The organism is Cupriavidus sp. UME77 (genome assembly GCF_014170355.1).
Lineage (GTDB): Bacteria > Pseudomonadota > Gammaproteobacteria > Burkholderiales > Burkholderiaceae > Cupriavidus > Cupriavidus basilensis.
The window spans coordinates 125,021-138,827 of the sequence record NZ_LZZU01000043.1 but is presented as its reverse complement, the minus strand read 5'-3'; the positions used below and the strand labels follow the sequence as shown (position 1 = coordinate 138,827).

Here is a 13,807-nt window from a genome sequence, read left to right as displayed (position 1 = left end):
CGCAAAGGGGCACAGCAGATACCGTGCGGCGCGAATTAAATCAAATTAATATCTGATATGCAATAAATTTAATTTGTAAAAGTCAGGTGACAAGATGTCCTTAAATTCAGTCAAAGTCAGCCATGTGCTGGTTTCTTCATTTTTTCGGCGTAGTGGGCGAAACAACCTTCCGGGCCGCCGCTGGCGGCACTGTCGCCCAGCAATCCGGCACGGTTTACGGAGTTGGCGCGAGCTTACGGATCTTGTTGTTTCTTGAATCCGCGACATAGACCACGCCGTTGCCGCCAAACCGCCACGCTCGTCGGGCTGGAACAGGTTGCCGACGTGACGGGCCCATCCTGGGCGCCCACAGCGCCTGTGCCGGCAAGGGTCGTGACCAAGCTTGTGAGCGCTGAGTGCGCTGAAGCTGCGCGCCAGGCCTGATGCGATAGGCGGTGTTGGCTGCGCGATGATCTTGGCCCGGATGTTGAATGCGTGGAAGCGGTTCATGGGCGAATGCCTGTCCGCTACTCGTGGGGCAGATCATGATGTCCGAGGGGGACCGCCGGTAGTCAGCTGCCCGCAATACCGCTTGCATGACGCGTCAACGATTGCGAAAATCGCGATCGTTTTGGACGATGCATGACGAATGCGCGTCGCAATACGGGCTCAAGAAACAACCCATGAAAATAATTGCAACGCTTTTTTTGGCGGTGACAGTCGCCGGCTGCGCAAGCTCGGCGGCGCCGAACTTCGTGAACGGAAGATATTACATGGCGGGCGATTCGACATGCGAGCGATACAGGGTCCTTTCGCCAAGCCGAATCATGTGCTTTAACTCGGACGGTCAGGCAACCGGATACAGGGATGCAATGACCGATCAGCAGCTGCAGATGTATCAGTTCAATCAGCAGATGGTGGTCCAGCAAATGCAGCAGCTTAATGCGCAATTGCTGCAGCAAAACCAGCAGATGCAGCAACAGCAGAACGCATGGCGTCAAATGCCGCAATACGTGGCGCCGCAAGCTGCGCCACTGACGCCACAAGACGGCAATCAGATCCGATGCATCAACCCTGGGCCGGTTACCAACTGCAGATACTAGTAAATGCGGCAAAGGCATGGCGAGCCGAAGAGCGCCACCGCAGGCGGCTCGGCGCCGAAGGCATCGCGCAGCAACTGGCGTTGCGCCTGAGCGTAATTAGTGCGCAGCCTCATCGCCTGGCAAGGGCGTGAGCGGCAGCACCCGCCGCGCCTTGTCCGAGACGCGCCGATGTTTGTCCTGCGCATCTTGCCACGTTGACGAGGTGAAAATCTTGTCGACGCCGGGTGCGTTCAGGTGGGTCAGGAAGACCGGCGCCTCCATCATTTCCGACCATGGGCAAAAGCAGGTCCAGACGCGGGCGCTCTGCTCGATCAGGTCGGTGCGCAGGACGAACCGCTTGAACCTGCCCCTCAGGAATTCCTGGTGCGTCTGCATGCGCGACTCCTTCACCGGCTCGCCGTTGCGGCCGAGGATGTAGAACTGCATGCGATAGATCTTGCCGTAGGGATCCGGCATGCCGCCGCGAACGGCGTGGCGTAGCGCCCGGGCCCATTTCTCTGGTGCATCGGGTGGCATGGCGGCAGACGGTAAGGCTACTTCACCGCCGCGGGATCCGTGCGCGCAGCGGCGTCCTCGCCGTCGGGCAGGAACCGGGTTTCCAGGAAGAGCGATGCCGCCTAGCAGGTCACGGGGAACATGCCGTCTCCTGGCGGGTGGCATAGTGGCGCTCGCCGCGGGTGCGCAGGCAAATCGAGCGAGGACCTGTGAACTGGATGCTGTAGGCAAGCTGGAAGCCTAGCCAGGCGCCCTTGTAATTGAATGCCAGGCGGTCGATTGTCCACGGCAGTGCCATGATTGCTGCCGTGTCGATGCCGTTCAGGGTAAGCGTGGCGCTGCTGGCCTGCGCTGCCGCTTCTGCCTCAGGATTCCACGTGTCGGCGATCAGCAGCGGATCGTCCACCGTGATGTGCGCGCAAGGAAAGGGCACGGCGACCGCATCGGCTGCGCGGCGGTACAGGAAGACGGTTTCCAGATCGCAGGCGAACATGTCTTTCTCATTTATACTGTATGGATATCCAGTATAAGAGCCGCTGTAAGCCAAGCGTGGATAGTTGAGTTAACTGTATGGATATACAGTTTCTTGGCGCTGCGACCCCTTTGCGATCGTCAGATATTCTTCGAATTTGACAGGATGCTGTCAAATTGGTCAAAATGACAGCATCCTGTCAAATTGATGGGTGGCTCGGCGCTTTGGTGATGTGCCCGCGTCAGTGATTGACGCTGTCTATTGCACAGCTGATCACAGTTGCTGACGGTTTACCCACTTCTCCGCGAAAGCCGCGGAATCGATACAGGAGATCACGATGAAGCAGGCAGCAATCGCTGGAACTCAGGGCAAGCTTGCGCTGCTTGAAGCGGGCAACGGCAGCGATCTGCCCGTGCTGTTCCTGCATGCGGACTCAGGGAGGGCAAGCCAGTGGTCGGAGATGCTCAAACGCATCGGGCGATGCAGGCGGGTGTATGCGCTTGATTCACGGGGAAGCGGAGATAGTGCCCCTGCTGCGGATGGTGATTATTCCTATGCGGGGCGAGCACAGGACATTGTCGATGCCGCCGCGTCCTTGAAACTTGATCGGTTCATTATCGTGGCACACAGCGGCAGTGGCGCGGCTGCCTTGGAATATGCTGCCAGGCACGCGGGCCGGGTGGCGGGGCTGTTCCTGCTTGATCCTGCGACGGATCCACGGGCGCTTCCTGCTGATATTCGCGCCGGATTTCTAGAGGCCCTGAATGGGGCTGCGAGCCTTGATGTGCAGCAGGGGTTCTATGCCACGATCGCGGGCACCAACCCACAGGTAAAGGCCAGAGTGCTGGAAGACTGTGCTGCGGTCGACCCGGCAGCACGGCTGGGATTTGCGGCCGCGTTCGCAAACTGGAATCCCGACGCTGCGCTCGATGCATGGAAAGGCCCCATTTTTCTCCTGGTCAGCAGCGCGAACGACAAGCCGAGTGCGCTTCATGCGCTGCGGCCGGCGTTGCCGCATGCCGTGGTGGCCGACACCGGGCACTGGATACAGCTCGACCAGCCCGATCGCGTCGAGCGAGAAATCCTGCGCTTCATCGCGGGCATCCAATAGGAAGGAGCTCGGAAATGCGTGTCGATAAAACCGAAACGGGCGTGATTCTGACGGATATCGTGCTGAAGGTGTTCCGTCTCGAAGGCGGTTTCATGGCAGCAGCCGAACAGATCGCTGCGCCAGCGGGATTGACGGCGGCCCGATGGCGCGTTCTCGGAGCCGTGCTCCATGAACACCGCACTGTCGCGGAGATTGGGCGTTTCATGGGGCTGACCCGGCAAAGTGTGCAGCGTCTGGCAGACGTCTTGGTAGGCGAGGGTCTAGCGATGTTCCTCGACAATCCATCACATAAATCCGCCAAATTGCTTGCCCCAACCCCCGCAGGCCATTCCGCTGTGGCGCTATTGGCAACGCGTCAAGCTGCCTGGGCGAATGCGGTCAGTCAGACATTCAGCGCTGAGCAGCTCATCCAGTGCAGAACAATGATCGAAGCCATCACCTCATGTGTCGAGGCGACACGAATTAGCCCGGGCGAGATATAAGCGAGGGCGCTGGGGCTATGGCAAAACGTCGATGCGCACCTTCCTCGACACCCTTGAACCTGCCAAGGAGAAACGCGTCCGGCATTGAATCGCGCTTCTTGATTCAATGCCCCGGCTACCTGTCGGATTTCCACGCACCACGTCTCGCTTTCAGACGAGGAATTCGACAACTCCACCGTTCAAGTGGTACATCGCTCCGACAATTTTTATTGTTCCATCCTTCTCCATCGGCGCCAGCACGTTACTTCCGTTTCGTATGGCGTCGATCGTGCGCCGAACATTGGTTGTTGCCACCGCATCGACAAATTCAGCATTCTTGCTGCTTCTGTCGCCGGAGTACTGCGTTGCATCCACAGCGGGTCTGATCTTGGCCAGGAGACCGGTCAGGCTTCCCAGTTCGACATGATCAATCGCGCCCTTGATTGCTCCGCATCCTGTGTGCCCCATCACCAAGATCACTTTAGCGCCGGCCGCCGCGCAGGCGAACTCCAGGCTTCCAATGAGATCCTCATTGGCGATATTGCCCGCGATACGCGCGTTAAAAGTGTCTCCAATTCTCGCATCAAGGATGATCTCGGCCGGGGCCCGGGAGTCAATGCAACTCAAGATCACCGCCGCTGGATACTGCCCGCCGGCAGTCTCTCTTTTTTGCGCCAGATAATCGTGGGGCAGCATCTTCCCCAAACGGAAACGTCTATTTCCTTGCTTAAGGCTCTCGATAATCTGGTCTGGCGTCAATTTGTCTCGCTCAGACTTCGATAGCGCTGCCGCGTAGGCTGATTCAGCGCCGCCCATGCTTCCCGCCAGCCCAGCGGCTGCGATGCCAAGCGCAGTCTTCAGCACGGTACGTCTTCCAACGCCGTTGGAGGACGCCGCCGGACAACAGTCAGTTTTCTTGTGCATCTCATTCTCCGCAAACAACCGCAAGGCGATCATTGTTGCCGGCATCGCGGAACTGTCGTGCACACATAGTATTTGCAGTGACGTTCCCGGGCAATTGGACTTTGGTCCCACGGGGGATCCTCGCATCGTCAGTGTGGACGCTAACGCTTCGTTTGCGTAGAAGCGGAAGCCGAACTCGCGCGGAAAGTCCTGGGATGTGACGGCATTTCAGGTCTACGTGCCCGAGAGCCGGGCGGACATGCCGCTTGCGTTTGCCGCAGCCTTTTGCCGTGGCCGCGTATCGTTTTGGTACTCAGGAAAATGGGGCGCTCATGGTCTCAGCACGCCGGCGTCGCTCCCATCACTTGCCCGGCTGAGAGCGGGCTGTCGACGGATTCAACGAAGTTTTGCTTGCACCGCCGCCGTAGTCCCGCGAAGCGCCCGCAGTCTGCGCTGCGGTCATATCCTCTCGCTGATGCCCTGAAGTGGCATTGCTATAGCGCTGCGTAATAGCGCCGTTTACGCCGGAGAGCGAATTGCTCTGACTTTGTGCTGAGCCGTAGGCGGTGCTGCCGTGCTGCGGCGAGGCGGCGGCATAGCCACCGTAGCCAGCGGATCCGGAAGCTCTGTATGCCGTGAGTTGGGCGTGGACTGCGCCCGGCACCAACAATAGAGCAAGAATCGTAGTCATTCTCATGCTGCATCCCGGTTGGGTGAAAAAGGGGGCGGCAAGGTGGTTGCCTACACCCTTGATAGAAGGCAAAGGGGCAATCTGTCGCCGCTATTGATTGTGGTGCGTCGCAGCAGTTTCAGTACCCCGCCGTAGAGGGGACTAGGGCTTTACGCGATAGCGGGTGACTTCGCAGTGGACGTTGGCTGCTGGCTGCTGGCTTCGCAAGCCTGTGCCAGAATCGTGATTTCGGCAATGAGTCAGGAATGAAACGATGACTGCAGATCGCAGCGCCAGTCTGGATATCCGAAGGCTTTCCCCTGCGCAATGGGGGCAAGCTTTCCCTGTCATCGCGCAATTGCGCTCGCTGGATGAGGCTGAGTTCCTGCGCCGGGCGCGCCGGCAATCGCATTCTGGCTACGAGCTGGTTGGCGCCTTTCAAGGCAGCAAGCTGATCGGTGTGATGGGGATGCGGCCCGTCCATACGTTGGCGCGTGGGGCACACCTGCACGTCGATGACCTTGTGGTCGACGTGCAAGCGCGCGGAAGTGGCGCTGGTCACGCCCTGATGGCATATGCGGAAGCCGACGCGCGTGCGCGCGACATGACTGCGGTGTTTCTCGACGCACGGCCGGAGGCCATTCCTTTCTATGAGCGCGAGAGCTATGTTCTCCATCCTGCCCCCTCGATGAAGAAAGTGCTCTGATCCCGCTAGTGGCTATTCCATGAGGCAGGCTGGCGCGCCGGGTCCTGGACGCCAGGCGCCAGCCACCTGGACATGATCAGCCCCTTATGCTCCTGGGGTCTCGCCCGTAGCTGTTCCGCGTACGGATCTGGCCATCCTGGCCGTGCACCAGGAGTTCCACCTTCTCGCGCTGTGCAATCACCGTCGCGGCTTCCACCGCTTCTTCCTGGGTGAGGAAGTGTGCTCTTTCACCCTTCGCCCCTTCGTGGATGATGTCCCACCCGTCGCCATGCGGCACGACGTGTACGTTGCGTTGCGGTATCGAATCCATGGTTGTCTCTCTGAGCAGTGCGCTACTGCTGTTTTAGGGGATGTTCTGTCCGCGGGATCGCGGGATAGCGGGAGGTGTCCGGTGCTTCGCCTGGACATCGGATGTCGCGCTATTTTTCCGGCTGTCCCACCAATACGTCGAGCGGGACGCGCAGCGCCGCCGCCAGGCTCTGGAAAACCTCGGGGCTGCCATCGCGTTTGCGGTTCTCTATCTGGCTAAGGTAGGGCTTGCTGAGGCCCGCCGCTGTCGCCAGCGCATCCTGGGTCATGCGGCGATATTCCCGCCAGGCCTTGACCGGGTTATCCCCGGCGAGTTCGGCGTCCAGGATGGCAGCGGGGATCCGAAAGCTGTTGTCCTGGGCCTTCGCGTGGCCTGGCAGCGTGACATCAATTGGGTCCTCGACCCGGTGCTTGATGCGCTCCCACAACTCAATAGGTACCACCGCGAATTCGGGGCGGCCGTCGCGTTCGATGAACTGAATATTGATCATGGCAAGGCACCTCCTCGATGGGCATTCCCGGACACTCCCTGGGTGGCTTGGGCCACCGGGCCGAATGCCTGGTGAATGCGATCGTGTGCATCTTCATGGTAGCCATTGCAGCTAACCATTGTGCAAATATTGTTTGCTGGTTGCCGTCGCGCTCGATGCGCCGAACCTTGATCATTGGCCGGCGTCGCAACCCGTCAACCCGCCAGAACGTCCTCGCCCACGATCGCATCAATTTCCGCATACAGCCAATCCGACTCCTCCTCGACCTCCAGCTCCAGGTCAATCCATGCACGCTTGATCGACGGGGCAGCCCCCAGCCCGCGTCGCGAAACGACCCGGATCAACCGTCCACCGCGCGCCTGTATGAACTCAGCCTCTGCTTGTGTGCACACATCGGGGACCACAACATTCCGGCCGTCGTGCCGGGCCAGCGTTTGCGCGAAGTACCTGACCAACACATCCGGATCCATCGGTGCACGGATCCAGGATTCCCGAAGCGTGTGCAGCAGCTGGGCGGGTGACTTGCCGAGCGCCGGGATGACGTCGTGGCATTTTGCCAGGCCGAAGTACGTCTCATGGATGCCCGCACAGGCCTGGATCATATGGCGCAGCGGCGCGTCGAAAGTGATGACGTGGAAGGCGCGGTTCCCGCAGGCCAGGTAGTTCGTGATGAGGTCCTGGCCGGAGTCCGGGCGCCCGCAGAGTCCTATGAGCATGACGTTTCCTTGGTCGTGCAGCTTCAGGGAAGTCGATGCCAGAGATTACCCATAGGTAATCAAAAAGGCAAGCTCATTGGGTAATTGGTGCGCCCCAACACGATCGTGCGGAGCGCGCAGGGCGGGGTGATACATCCGGCAAGCCGGATGTCGCGCTTATCTCAGCTTGCGGACGTTTTCTTGCGTGGCTTGCCGGGTGGCTGCGTGCCGCTTTCGTGAACGGCGTTGCTGGCTTGCTTGAATGCCGTGCTTCTGCCGCCGGTCTTCAGCACGCGGGCAGTTTTGGTGTTTTTCTTGTATTTACGCACCGATTGCACGGCTTCGACCTGCGTGATCAATTCGATGGCCGCGAGCATCCTGTCGATGTCTTCGTTGCGCAAGCCATTGATCAGGCGGGCGAATCTGGCGGCAATCTCGGGTGGCAGGGTTTCTTCTTTCGGGGGTGCGGCGGCGTCTTGTGCGTCGCCGTCCAGCCACAGGCGCGGCAGGCCGAGCTTGGCTTCGATGTCGCGAGCGAGATGTTCGCCGATGCGTTTTTTCCCGGCTTTACCTGTGTCCGAGAATATGCGGGAGAAGTATGAGGGGTCACGGTCCAGCCGGTCTGATAGGCGCGCTATGGAGCCGCCGAACTGTTCGGCCATGATCTGGGCTAGGCGCTGTTCACGCGTGTCTTGAATATCCATGGCCCATTAAACCTGTGCATTACCTGAAGGTAAATTTTCTGTTGGTACTGCAAATTCAATGACTAATTGGTAATTTAATGGGTGGTATATGCGCCAGGGAACGTTTTCCGGCCATCGATGAATGGCGTGAGAGGCTGGCCGGGGTGCGGGGGATTTTGCCGGTGCGTCATTGTTATGAGGTATCAGGTATCGCTTCGCCAGTCACCGGCCTGGCGTGGGTCAGTAACACTCGATACGGTTGCGGCCGCGTTCCTTGGCGCGGTAGAGCGCCCCATCGCTGCGCAACAGGGACAGGTCCGCGCTGGGATCGGTGGCATGCATGAGGGCGATGCCGACGCTGACGGTTAGCGTGACGATCTGGCTGCCGTCAAGCAGTGCGGTTTCCGCGATCTGATGCTGTATGCGCCTGGCAAATCGTGTCGCCGTCTCAAGGCTCGCATCGGGGAGCACCACGGCAAATTCTTCGCCGCCGATGCGGCCGGCGAAATCGTGCTTTTGCAGTGCATCGCGCAGCAGCGCCGCGAAACACCGCAGGGCGTGGTCGCCCATGGCGTGGCCCCAGGTGTCGTTGATGGCTTTGAAGTGGTCGAGGTCAAACGTCAGGACGGCGGCAGGGCGGCTGTCTGTGCGCTGGATCCGGGCGAGTTCCTGTTCGATCCGCACGACGAAGTGACGGCGATTGGGTAGCTGCGTCAGGAAATCGATGGTTGCAAATTCCTGCAATTCTCCCTCGATGCGCTTGCGCTCGGTCACGTCTGTGATAAATCCGTGCCATAGCGTGCTGCCGTCGTCGAGCCGCCGGGGACGCGCGTCGCCTTGCCGCCAGCGCAGCCCCTGCCTGGGCAGCTCGACGCGGTACTCGAGGTGCCACGGCGTCAGGCTCGCGGCGGAGGCGTGAAGCGAGGCGCGGTAGGCTTCCAGATCGTCGGGGTGAATGACGGTATGGATGGGGCTGGTGCTGCCGGCTACCTGTTGCGGCGTGAGCTCGTAGATATCGGCGATGCCGGCGCTGGCGTAGGGCAGGAAGGATTCGCCCGTTGGCAGCAGGCGATGCTGGAATACCAGGCCGGGGACTTCGTTGGTCAGGCTGGTGACCAGGTCGACGGTCTGCTGCAGTTCTTCGGCGAGTGCCTGGATGGCCGTGATATCGGTGGTGGTGCCGATCATGCGCAGCGGCTCGCCGTTGCTGCTGCGGCTGACTACCTTGCCGCGGCTGGATATCCATTTATAGCTGCCGTTCTTGCAACGGATCCGGTGATCTACCGCGTAGCTTTCCGTTTCCTGGTTGAAGTGGGCTTGTATGGTGGCCTGGACGTAGGCGAGGTCGTCGGGATGGACGCGGGTATAGCTGTCTTCGATCCGGTTGGTGATCTCGGATTCTTCATAGCCGATGATGGCTTTCCAGCCGGCCGAGTAGTGGATGCTGCCCGCCTGGATATCCCGGTCCCAGACCCCCGTGCCGCTTCCCGCGATGGCCAGTTCGAGCCGCTTTTCGTTTTCCTCCAGCCTGTTGGCGTCGTCGTTCAGTTTGCCTTGGGCCAGGTCGCGCTCGATGATGGCGACCGCCATGTCGGCAAAGTCTTGCAGGAGGCCGCGCTCCGCCTGGTCCAGCTCGCGTGATCCGGCATCGAACAGGCAGAAGGCGCCAAGCCGGCTGCCGCTCGATGTGGTCAAAGGGCACGCCGCGTGAAAGCCCATGCGCAGGCCGTCGATGAGGATGGGCGCGTCGCCAGGATGCACGTCATGCAGCACGTCAAGCGTAACCAGCGCAACCGGGACCCTGAAGAGGTGCCGCGCGAGTCGTGTCAGCGCGTCAAACCGCTCTTGCTGTAAGGCGACTGTCAGGTTCAGCGACCTTGAGGTGTCGATGCGTTCGTGTCTGGTTTCCGCTTCGGTAGAGGCCCGCATATCCAGGTCAAATGATGACAATTGACGTTAGCCCGAAGGTGTTGATTGTGCGCAGGTGCTGCAAAGTTATGCACGGCTGCGCCAATACTATCAGACGGATCAGCTCGCGGCGGGGCCAGCTAAGTGTTGTCGGCGAAAGGCAACTCTCCCTGCACCGGCAGCGAAGCCGGCTCCAGTTCTCCCGCGGGCGTCAGCGCGCTGACCCTCACGCCCAGCAAGCGGATCTTCCGATCCAGCGGAACGCGTTTGACGCATTCGGTGGCGGCGCGCCGCAGTTGTACGGCGTCCGCCGTCGGGGCTGGCATGCTGAGGTCGCGGGTGACGGTGTGAAAGTCGTCGTAGCGCAGCTTGACGCCGATGGTGCGGCCCACGTAGCCCTTGCGGCGAAGGTCTTCCGCCACGCGCTGGCACAGGCCGGTAAAGACTTCGGAGAGGGTCTGGCGGTCTTGCCTGGGGTGCAGGTCGCGCTCGAAGGTGGTTTCCCGGCTCATGGACTTGGGCTCCGAACTGGTGACCACCGGGCGTTCGTCATGGCCTTGCGCAATCTCGGCCAGCCAGGCGGCGTAGCTGCGGCCGAAATGGCTCTGCAGCATGCCCAGGTCCGCGCTGGCGAGGTCGCCGACCGTGGCGATGCCCAGCGTGGCGAGTTTCTCGGTGGCCTTCGGGCCGATCCCGTTGACCTTGCGCACGGGCAGCGGCCAGATGCGCAATGGCACATCGCTGGCTGCCAGCAGGGTGAGGCCGTCGGGTTTGTCGAGTTCGGAGCCGATCTTGGCGAGGAGCTTGTTGGGGGCGATGCAGATGGAGCAGCTCAGTCCCGTGGCTTCGCGCACCGCTTGCTTGATGCGGGTGCCGATATCGGCGGGCTCGCCGGGCACGTCGCTCAGGTCGATGTAGATCTCGTCGATGCCCCGGTCTTCGATGTCGCTGGTGAAGGTGGCGACGGCAGCCTTGAACAGGCGGGAGTAGTGCCGGTACGAGTCGAAATCCGTGGGCAGCAGGATGGCGTCGGGGGCGAGTTGCGCGGCCTTCATCATGCCCATGGCGGAGAACACGCCCAGCGCGCGGGCTTCGTAGGTGGACGTGGTGACGACGCCGCGCCCGGCGTAGTTGCGCAGGCGGGCAAAGCGCCGGCTGCCGTCGGGCAGTATCTCGGGTACCGCATTTCGTCCACCACCGATCACCACGGGCTTGCCGCGCAACTCCGGATATCGCAATAGCTCGACGGACGCGTAGAACGCGTCCATATCCAGGTGGGCGATGCGGCGGGGTGCAGATGACATGGCGTCGGCGGGTTACTGTATGCATATACAGTATATCGAATTCTGCCGACAATTCCGCTGTGTCCCGGTCGCGCTACCAGCGATGCGCGTAGGTAGCCGACATGCCGATGCCTGCCGGCGCGAAAAAAAAGCCCGCGAACTGCGCGGGCCTTTGAAAGCGCAGCCGGTGTAAGCGGATCCGGCTGGCTCGCGATTGTCGCAACGTGCGTCGGAATCTCTTTCCCCTCTGGCGATGGGATCAGCGGAGCAGGAAGGCGATATCGTCGACGCTGATCTGCGCCGGCGCGACGCCGCGGCGCTGCTGGAAAAGGATGTGCTGGAGGACCTGGCGGCGCTGCCTGGCGAAGACGGCCAGGTCGATGGGAATGCCGGCCCGGGCATAGTGCTCGACCAGCAGCTTGTAGGCACGGTGGCGCATCTGCAGGGCTTCACTTTCGGCGCGCAGCCGGCCGGTGTCTTCGGGCGGTGTCACCTCGGCCTGGCGCAACGCCTCCATGGCGGCGGCGTGCATGTCGCGGTAGCGGTCCAGTTCGGTTTGCGTGGCGTGCAATCGCTCGCGCAGCGCGCGGACCTTGCGCTGCAGCTTTAATGTCATGCCAACGCCGTGCTCGATGAGGGCGACGGTTTCCAGCGCGTGGCTGGCTGCGGCGATCGTGTTTTTCCAGATGCCCCTGTCCGTCACTTCGACATCCGGCGCCCACCCGTTGCTGGCTCCGCGCAAGCTTTTCATAAGACCCCTTGACCCTTTTGTGTTGATGTCCGGCGGACAGCTTTATGGTTGCCGTCCTGTCCTGGACCACGGAGATCGTGCCACCGTGGTTGCGATGGGAATCGTACGGTCTGGCCGCGCGCGGGCGAAGTAGAAGATGCTTAGATCTGGTTTTCCCAACACCTATGTCGTGTCATGTCTGTGCGGCTCGACACCTGGTCATCGGTAAGCGATATGGCAGTGAGAAGGGGTCTTCTCCAGACTTGCTGATGGGGTCTCTGCCCAATCCGGCGCAAATACGGCAGTCCTGCCTTCTATACCGTACAGAGGGGGCCGAATCGGACTAGGATACAGAGATGGCACTTAATTTTCCCAATCCCAGCCGGAGTTACGACCCATCCAGGCATTGCGTATGTTTTTGGGGCTACGACAGTTCCCGTGAGATCTCCTTCGAGGTCGACCGAGCGGTACTCTCCAACCTCAGCCCCGAACTGCGTCCGGACGAGCCTGCCGTGCTGGAGGCATTCGACCGCCACCGCGACCACATCCTGGAACTCGCACGCGGGCTCTATTCCCGCAGCCGGCAGAACAGGTACACCATCGCCTGACGGCGGCTCGATCGCTGGCGGATCCAATCGTGAGGGGCGTCCGCCCGTCACGATGCCTTTGCCGTGCGAGGCGGCGGCGGTGCGGGTTCCGCCGCCAGGATCAGCTTTCCTGCGCTTCCAGCGTGAAGCCGGCGCCGTCGTCCTGGCGCAGCATTGTCACCAGGGCGGGCATGGCTGCCTCCAGAGTTTCCTTCAAGCGCCACGGCGGGTTGACGATGAACATGCCGCTGCCGTGCAGGCCCAGCCCGCCGGCGACCGGGTGCTTGACGCGCAGGGTGACGTGCAGCCAGTTCTTGAGCGGCAGCTTTTTCAACTGCACCGGCAACTGCACGGATACGCGGCGCTGCACTTCGGGATACCAGATCGCATACATGCCGGTGGCAAAGCGCTGCAGGCAATCCTGCAGGCTGCGCACCACGCGGCCGTAGTCCTGCTTGTCCTCATATGAGGGGTCGATCAGCACCAGCGCGCGGCGCGGCGGCGGGGGCAGGATGGCGTTGATGCCGGTGAAACCGTCGCCGTCATACAGCATGACGCGGCGGCCGGCGCCACGGAAGTTGTCGCGCAGCACCTGGATTTCGGTGCTATGCATCTCGAACAGGCGCAGGCGGTCCGCGTCGCGCAGCATCTGCCAGGCGAGCCAGGGCGAGCCGGGGTAGTGCTTCAGGTTGCCGTCCGGGTTCAGCGTGCGTACCTGCTCCAGGTAATCCTCGACCAGCGTCGGCATGGGCCGCTTGGCGGCGGCGGCCTGCCACAGCCGGGCAATGCCGGTCTCGAACTCGCCCTTTTTCTGCGCGTAGGCGTGATCGAGCGCGTACAGCCCGGCGCCAGCGTGCGTGTCGATGTACCAGAAGGGCTTGTCTTTCTGGCTCAACTGCTCCAGCAACTGGACCACGATGGCGTGTTTGAGAACATCGGCGTGGTTGCCGGCGTGGAAGGCGTGACGGTAGCTGAGCATGGCGAGGCGGGAAAAGGGCGTGCAGGGCGTGCGGGTGCCGGCCTGGAGGGGCCGGCGGCACAGGGCGCTATGCTACCATCGCCCGGCTTTGGGGCGGCCCGGCGGCATGCCGGAGGGCGCGCCTGGCGGGCGTTTGCGGATTGCCGATTGCCGATTGCCGGCTCCTGCGCCATCCTCCCGTCCCGATGCACTTCCAACGCACTTCCAATGCATTGCGCGTTGATGGTCCTGCGCATTTCCCA

The 13,807-nt window shown here is 61.5% G+C and carries 16 protein-coding genes; 5 read left to right on the top strand and 11 right to left on the bottom strand.

Annotated features, from left to right (window positions below):
* Positions 1-662: 662 nt before the first annotated feature.
* Positions 663-1,082: a hypothetical protein gene (locus A9975_RS15795; protein ID WP_183033643.1), complete on the top strand. Its 420-nt coding sequence runs from the start codon at positions 663-665 to the stop codon at positions 1,080-1,082.
* Between the two features lie 96 nt (positions 1,083-1,178).
* On the opposite strand, the gene A9975_RS15790 is transcribed toward A9975_RS15795, so the two are convergent.
* Both A9975_RS15790 and A9975_RS15785 read right to left on the bottom strand, forming a co-directional pair.
* Complete coding sequence (locus A9975_RS15790) at positions 1,179-1,538, bottom strand: hypothetical protein (protein ID WP_183033641.1); 360 nt, start codon at positions 1,536-1,538, stop codon at positions 1,179-1,181.
* Positions 1,539-1,707: 169 nt separating this feature from the next.
* A complete protein-coding gene (locus A9975_RS15785; RefSeq protein WP_183033639.1) occupies positions 1,708-2,070 on the bottom strand; it encodes a hypothetical protein in 363 nt (120 codons plus the stop codon).
* A 316-nt stretch (positions 2,071-2,386) separates the two neighbouring features.
* On the opposite strand from A9975_RS15785, the gene A9975_RS15780 reads away from it, so the two are divergent.
* Together A9975_RS15780 and A9975_RS15775 are read left to right on the top strand one after the other, a co-directional pair.
* Positions 2,387-3,160, top strand: a complete 774-nt coding sequence (locus tag A9975_RS15780; RefSeq protein WP_183033637.1) for an alpha/beta fold hydrolase — start codon at positions 2,387-2,389, stop codon at positions 3,158-3,160.
* 14 nt (positions 3,161-3,174) lie between these two features.
* A complete protein-coding gene (locus A9975_RS15775; protein ID WP_183033635.1) occupies positions 3,175-3,642 on the top strand; it encodes a MarR family winged helix-turn-helix transcriptional regulator in 468 nt (155 codons plus the stop codon).
* Positions 3,643-3,792: 150 nt separating this feature from the next.
* On the opposite strand, the gene A9975_RS15770 is transcribed toward A9975_RS15775, so the two are convergent.
* Complete coding sequence (locus A9975_RS15770; protein WP_183033633.1) at positions 3,793-4,545, bottom strand: carbonic anhydrase family protein; 753 nt, start codon at positions 4,543-4,545, stop codon at positions 3,793-3,795.
* Positions 4,546-5,468: 923 nt separating this feature from the next.
* Here A9975_RS15770 and A9975_RS15765 point away from each other — a divergent pair.
* The gene (locus tag A9975_RS15765) at positions 5,469-5,900 is read left to right on the top strand and encodes a GNAT family N-acetyltransferase (RefSeq protein ID WP_183033631.1); all 432 of its coding nucleotides are present in this window, start codon (positions 5,469-5,471) and stop codon (positions 5,898-5,900) included.
* A gap of 76 nt (positions 5,901-5,976) precedes the next feature.
* Here A9975_RS15765 and A9975_RS15760 read toward each other — a convergent pair whose 3' ends face one another.
* The 7 genes from A9975_RS15760 to A9975_RS15730 form a co-directional block, all read right to left on the bottom strand.
* A complete protein-coding gene (locus tag A9975_RS15760) occupies positions 5,977-6,210 on the bottom strand; it encodes a DUF2188 domain-containing protein (RefSeq protein WP_174424498.1) in 234 nt (77 codons plus the stop codon).
* A gap of 109 nt (positions 6,211-6,319) precedes the next feature.
* Positions 6,320-6,700 carry a helix-turn-helix domain-containing protein gene (locus A9975_RS15755; protein WP_183033629.1) on the bottom strand — a complete coding sequence of 127 codons (381 nt, stop codon included), beginning with the start codon at positions 6,698-6,700 and terminating at the stop codon, positions 6,320-6,322.
* Between the two features lie 194 nt (positions 6,701-6,894).
* Positions 6,895-7,416, bottom strand: a complete 522-nt coding sequence (locus tag A9975_RS15750; RefSeq protein ID WP_183033627.1) for a hypothetical protein — start codon at positions 7,414-7,416, stop codon at positions 6,895-6,897.
* Between the two features lie 161 nt (positions 7,417-7,577).
* Positions 7,578-8,099 carry a hypothetical protein gene (locus A9975_RS15745; protein WP_183033625.1) on the bottom strand — a complete coding sequence of 174 codons (522 nt, stop codon included), beginning with the start codon at positions 8,097-8,099 and terminating at the stop codon, positions 7,578-7,580.
* A gap of 219 nt (positions 8,100-8,318) precedes the next feature.
* Positions 8,319-10,028 carry a sensor domain-containing diguanylate cyclase gene (locus tag A9975_RS15740; protein ID WP_255503251.1) on the bottom strand — a complete coding sequence of 570 codons (1,710 nt, stop codon included), beginning with the start codon at positions 10,026-10,028 and terminating at the stop codon, positions 8,319-8,321.
* 98 nt (positions 10,029-10,126) lie between these two features.
* A complete protein-coding gene (dinB, locus tag A9975_RS15735; protein WP_183033623.1) occupies positions 10,127-11,290 on the bottom strand; it encodes a DNA polymerase IV in 1,164 nt (387 codons plus the stop codon).
* A 238-nt stretch (positions 11,291-11,528) separates the two neighbouring features.
* Positions 11,529-12,020, bottom strand: coding sequence for a hypothetical protein (locus A9975_RS15730; protein ID WP_174424504.1), 492 nt, complete (start codon positions 12,018-12,020; stop codon positions 11,529-11,531).
* A 335-nt stretch (positions 12,021-12,355) separates the two neighbouring features.
* Here A9975_RS15730 and A9975_RS15725 point away from each other — a divergent pair, with 335 nt between their 5' ends.
* Entirely contained in the window at positions 12,356-12,607 is a 252-nt protein-coding gene (locus A9975_RS15725) for a DUF1488 domain-containing protein (RefSeq protein WP_150990531.1), read from the top strand.
* Between the two features lie 100 nt (positions 12,608-12,707).
* Here the strand turns inward: A9975_RS15725 and A9975_RS15720 are convergent, their stop codons facing one another.
* Positions 12,708-13,565, bottom strand: coding sequence for a 23S rRNA (adenine(2030)-N(6))-methyltransferase RlmJ (locus A9975_RS15720; RefSeq protein WP_183033621.1), 858 nt, complete (start codon positions 13,563-13,565; stop codon positions 12,708-12,710).
* Positions 13,566-13,807: the final 242 nt, after the last annotated feature.

What these genes read in the sequence shown, in the direction of transcription:
- A9975_RS15780 (WP_183033637.1), top strand. Translation starts at nt 2,387, where the DNA reads ATGAAGCAGGCAGCAATCGCTGGAACTCAGGGCAAGCTTGCGCTGCTT.
- dinB (WP_183033623.1), bottom strand. Translation starts at nt 11,290, where the DNA reads ATGTCATCTGCACCCCGCCGCATCGCCCACCTGGATATGGACGCGTTC.
- A9975_RS15760 (WP_174424498.1), bottom strand. Translation starts at nt 6,210, where the DNA reads ATGGATTCGATACCGCAACGCAACGTACACGTCGTGCCGCATGGCGAC.
- A9975_RS15750 (WP_183033627.1), bottom strand. Translation starts at nt 7,416, where the DNA reads ATGCTCATAGGACTCTGCGGGCGCCCGGACTCCGGCCAGGACCTCATC.
- A9975_RS15785 (WP_183033639.1), bottom strand. Translation starts at nt 2,070, where the DNA reads ATGTTCGCCTGCGATCTGGAAACCGTCTTCCTGTACCGCCGCGCAGCC.
- A9975_RS15790 (WP_183033641.1), bottom strand. Translation starts at nt 1,538, where the DNA reads ATGCCGGATCCCTACGGCAAGATCTATCGCATGCAGTTCTACATCCTC.
- A9975_RS15725 (WP_150990531.1), top strand. Translation starts at nt 12,356, where the DNA reads ATGGCACTTAATTTTCCCAATCCCAGCCGGAGTTACGACCCATCCAGG.
- A9975_RS15795 (WP_183033643.1), top strand. Translation starts at nt 663, where the DNA reads ATGAAAATAATTGCAACGCTTTTTTTGGCGGTGACAGTCGCCGGCTGC.
- A9975_RS15720 (WP_183033621.1), bottom strand. Translation starts at nt 13,565, where the DNA reads ATGCTCAGCTACCGTCACGCCTTCCACGCCGGCAACCACGCCGATGTT.
- A9975_RS15765 (WP_183033631.1), top strand. Translation starts at nt 5,469, where the DNA reads ATGACTGCAGATCGCAGCGCCAGTCTGGATATCCGAAGGCTTTCCCCT.
- A9975_RS15730 (WP_174424504.1), bottom strand. Translation starts at nt 12,020, where the DNA reads ATGAAAAGCTTGCGCGGAGCCAGCAACGGGTGGGCGCCGGATGTCGAA.
- A9975_RS15755 (WP_183033629.1), bottom strand. Translation starts at nt 6,700, where the DNA reads ATGATCAATATTCAGTTCATCGAACGCGACGGCCGCCCCGAATTCGCG.
- A9975_RS15770 (WP_183033633.1), bottom strand. Translation starts at nt 4,545, where the DNA reads ATGCACAAGAAAACTGACTGTTGTCCGGCGGCGTCCTCCAACGGCGTT.
- A9975_RS15775 (WP_183033635.1), top strand. Translation starts at nt 3,175, where the DNA reads ATGCGTGTCGATAAAACCGAAACGGGCGTGATTCTGACGGATATCGTG.
- A9975_RS15745 (WP_183033625.1), bottom strand. Translation starts at nt 8,099, where the DNA reads ATGGATATTCAAGACACGCGTGAACAGCGCCTAGCCCAGATCATGGCC.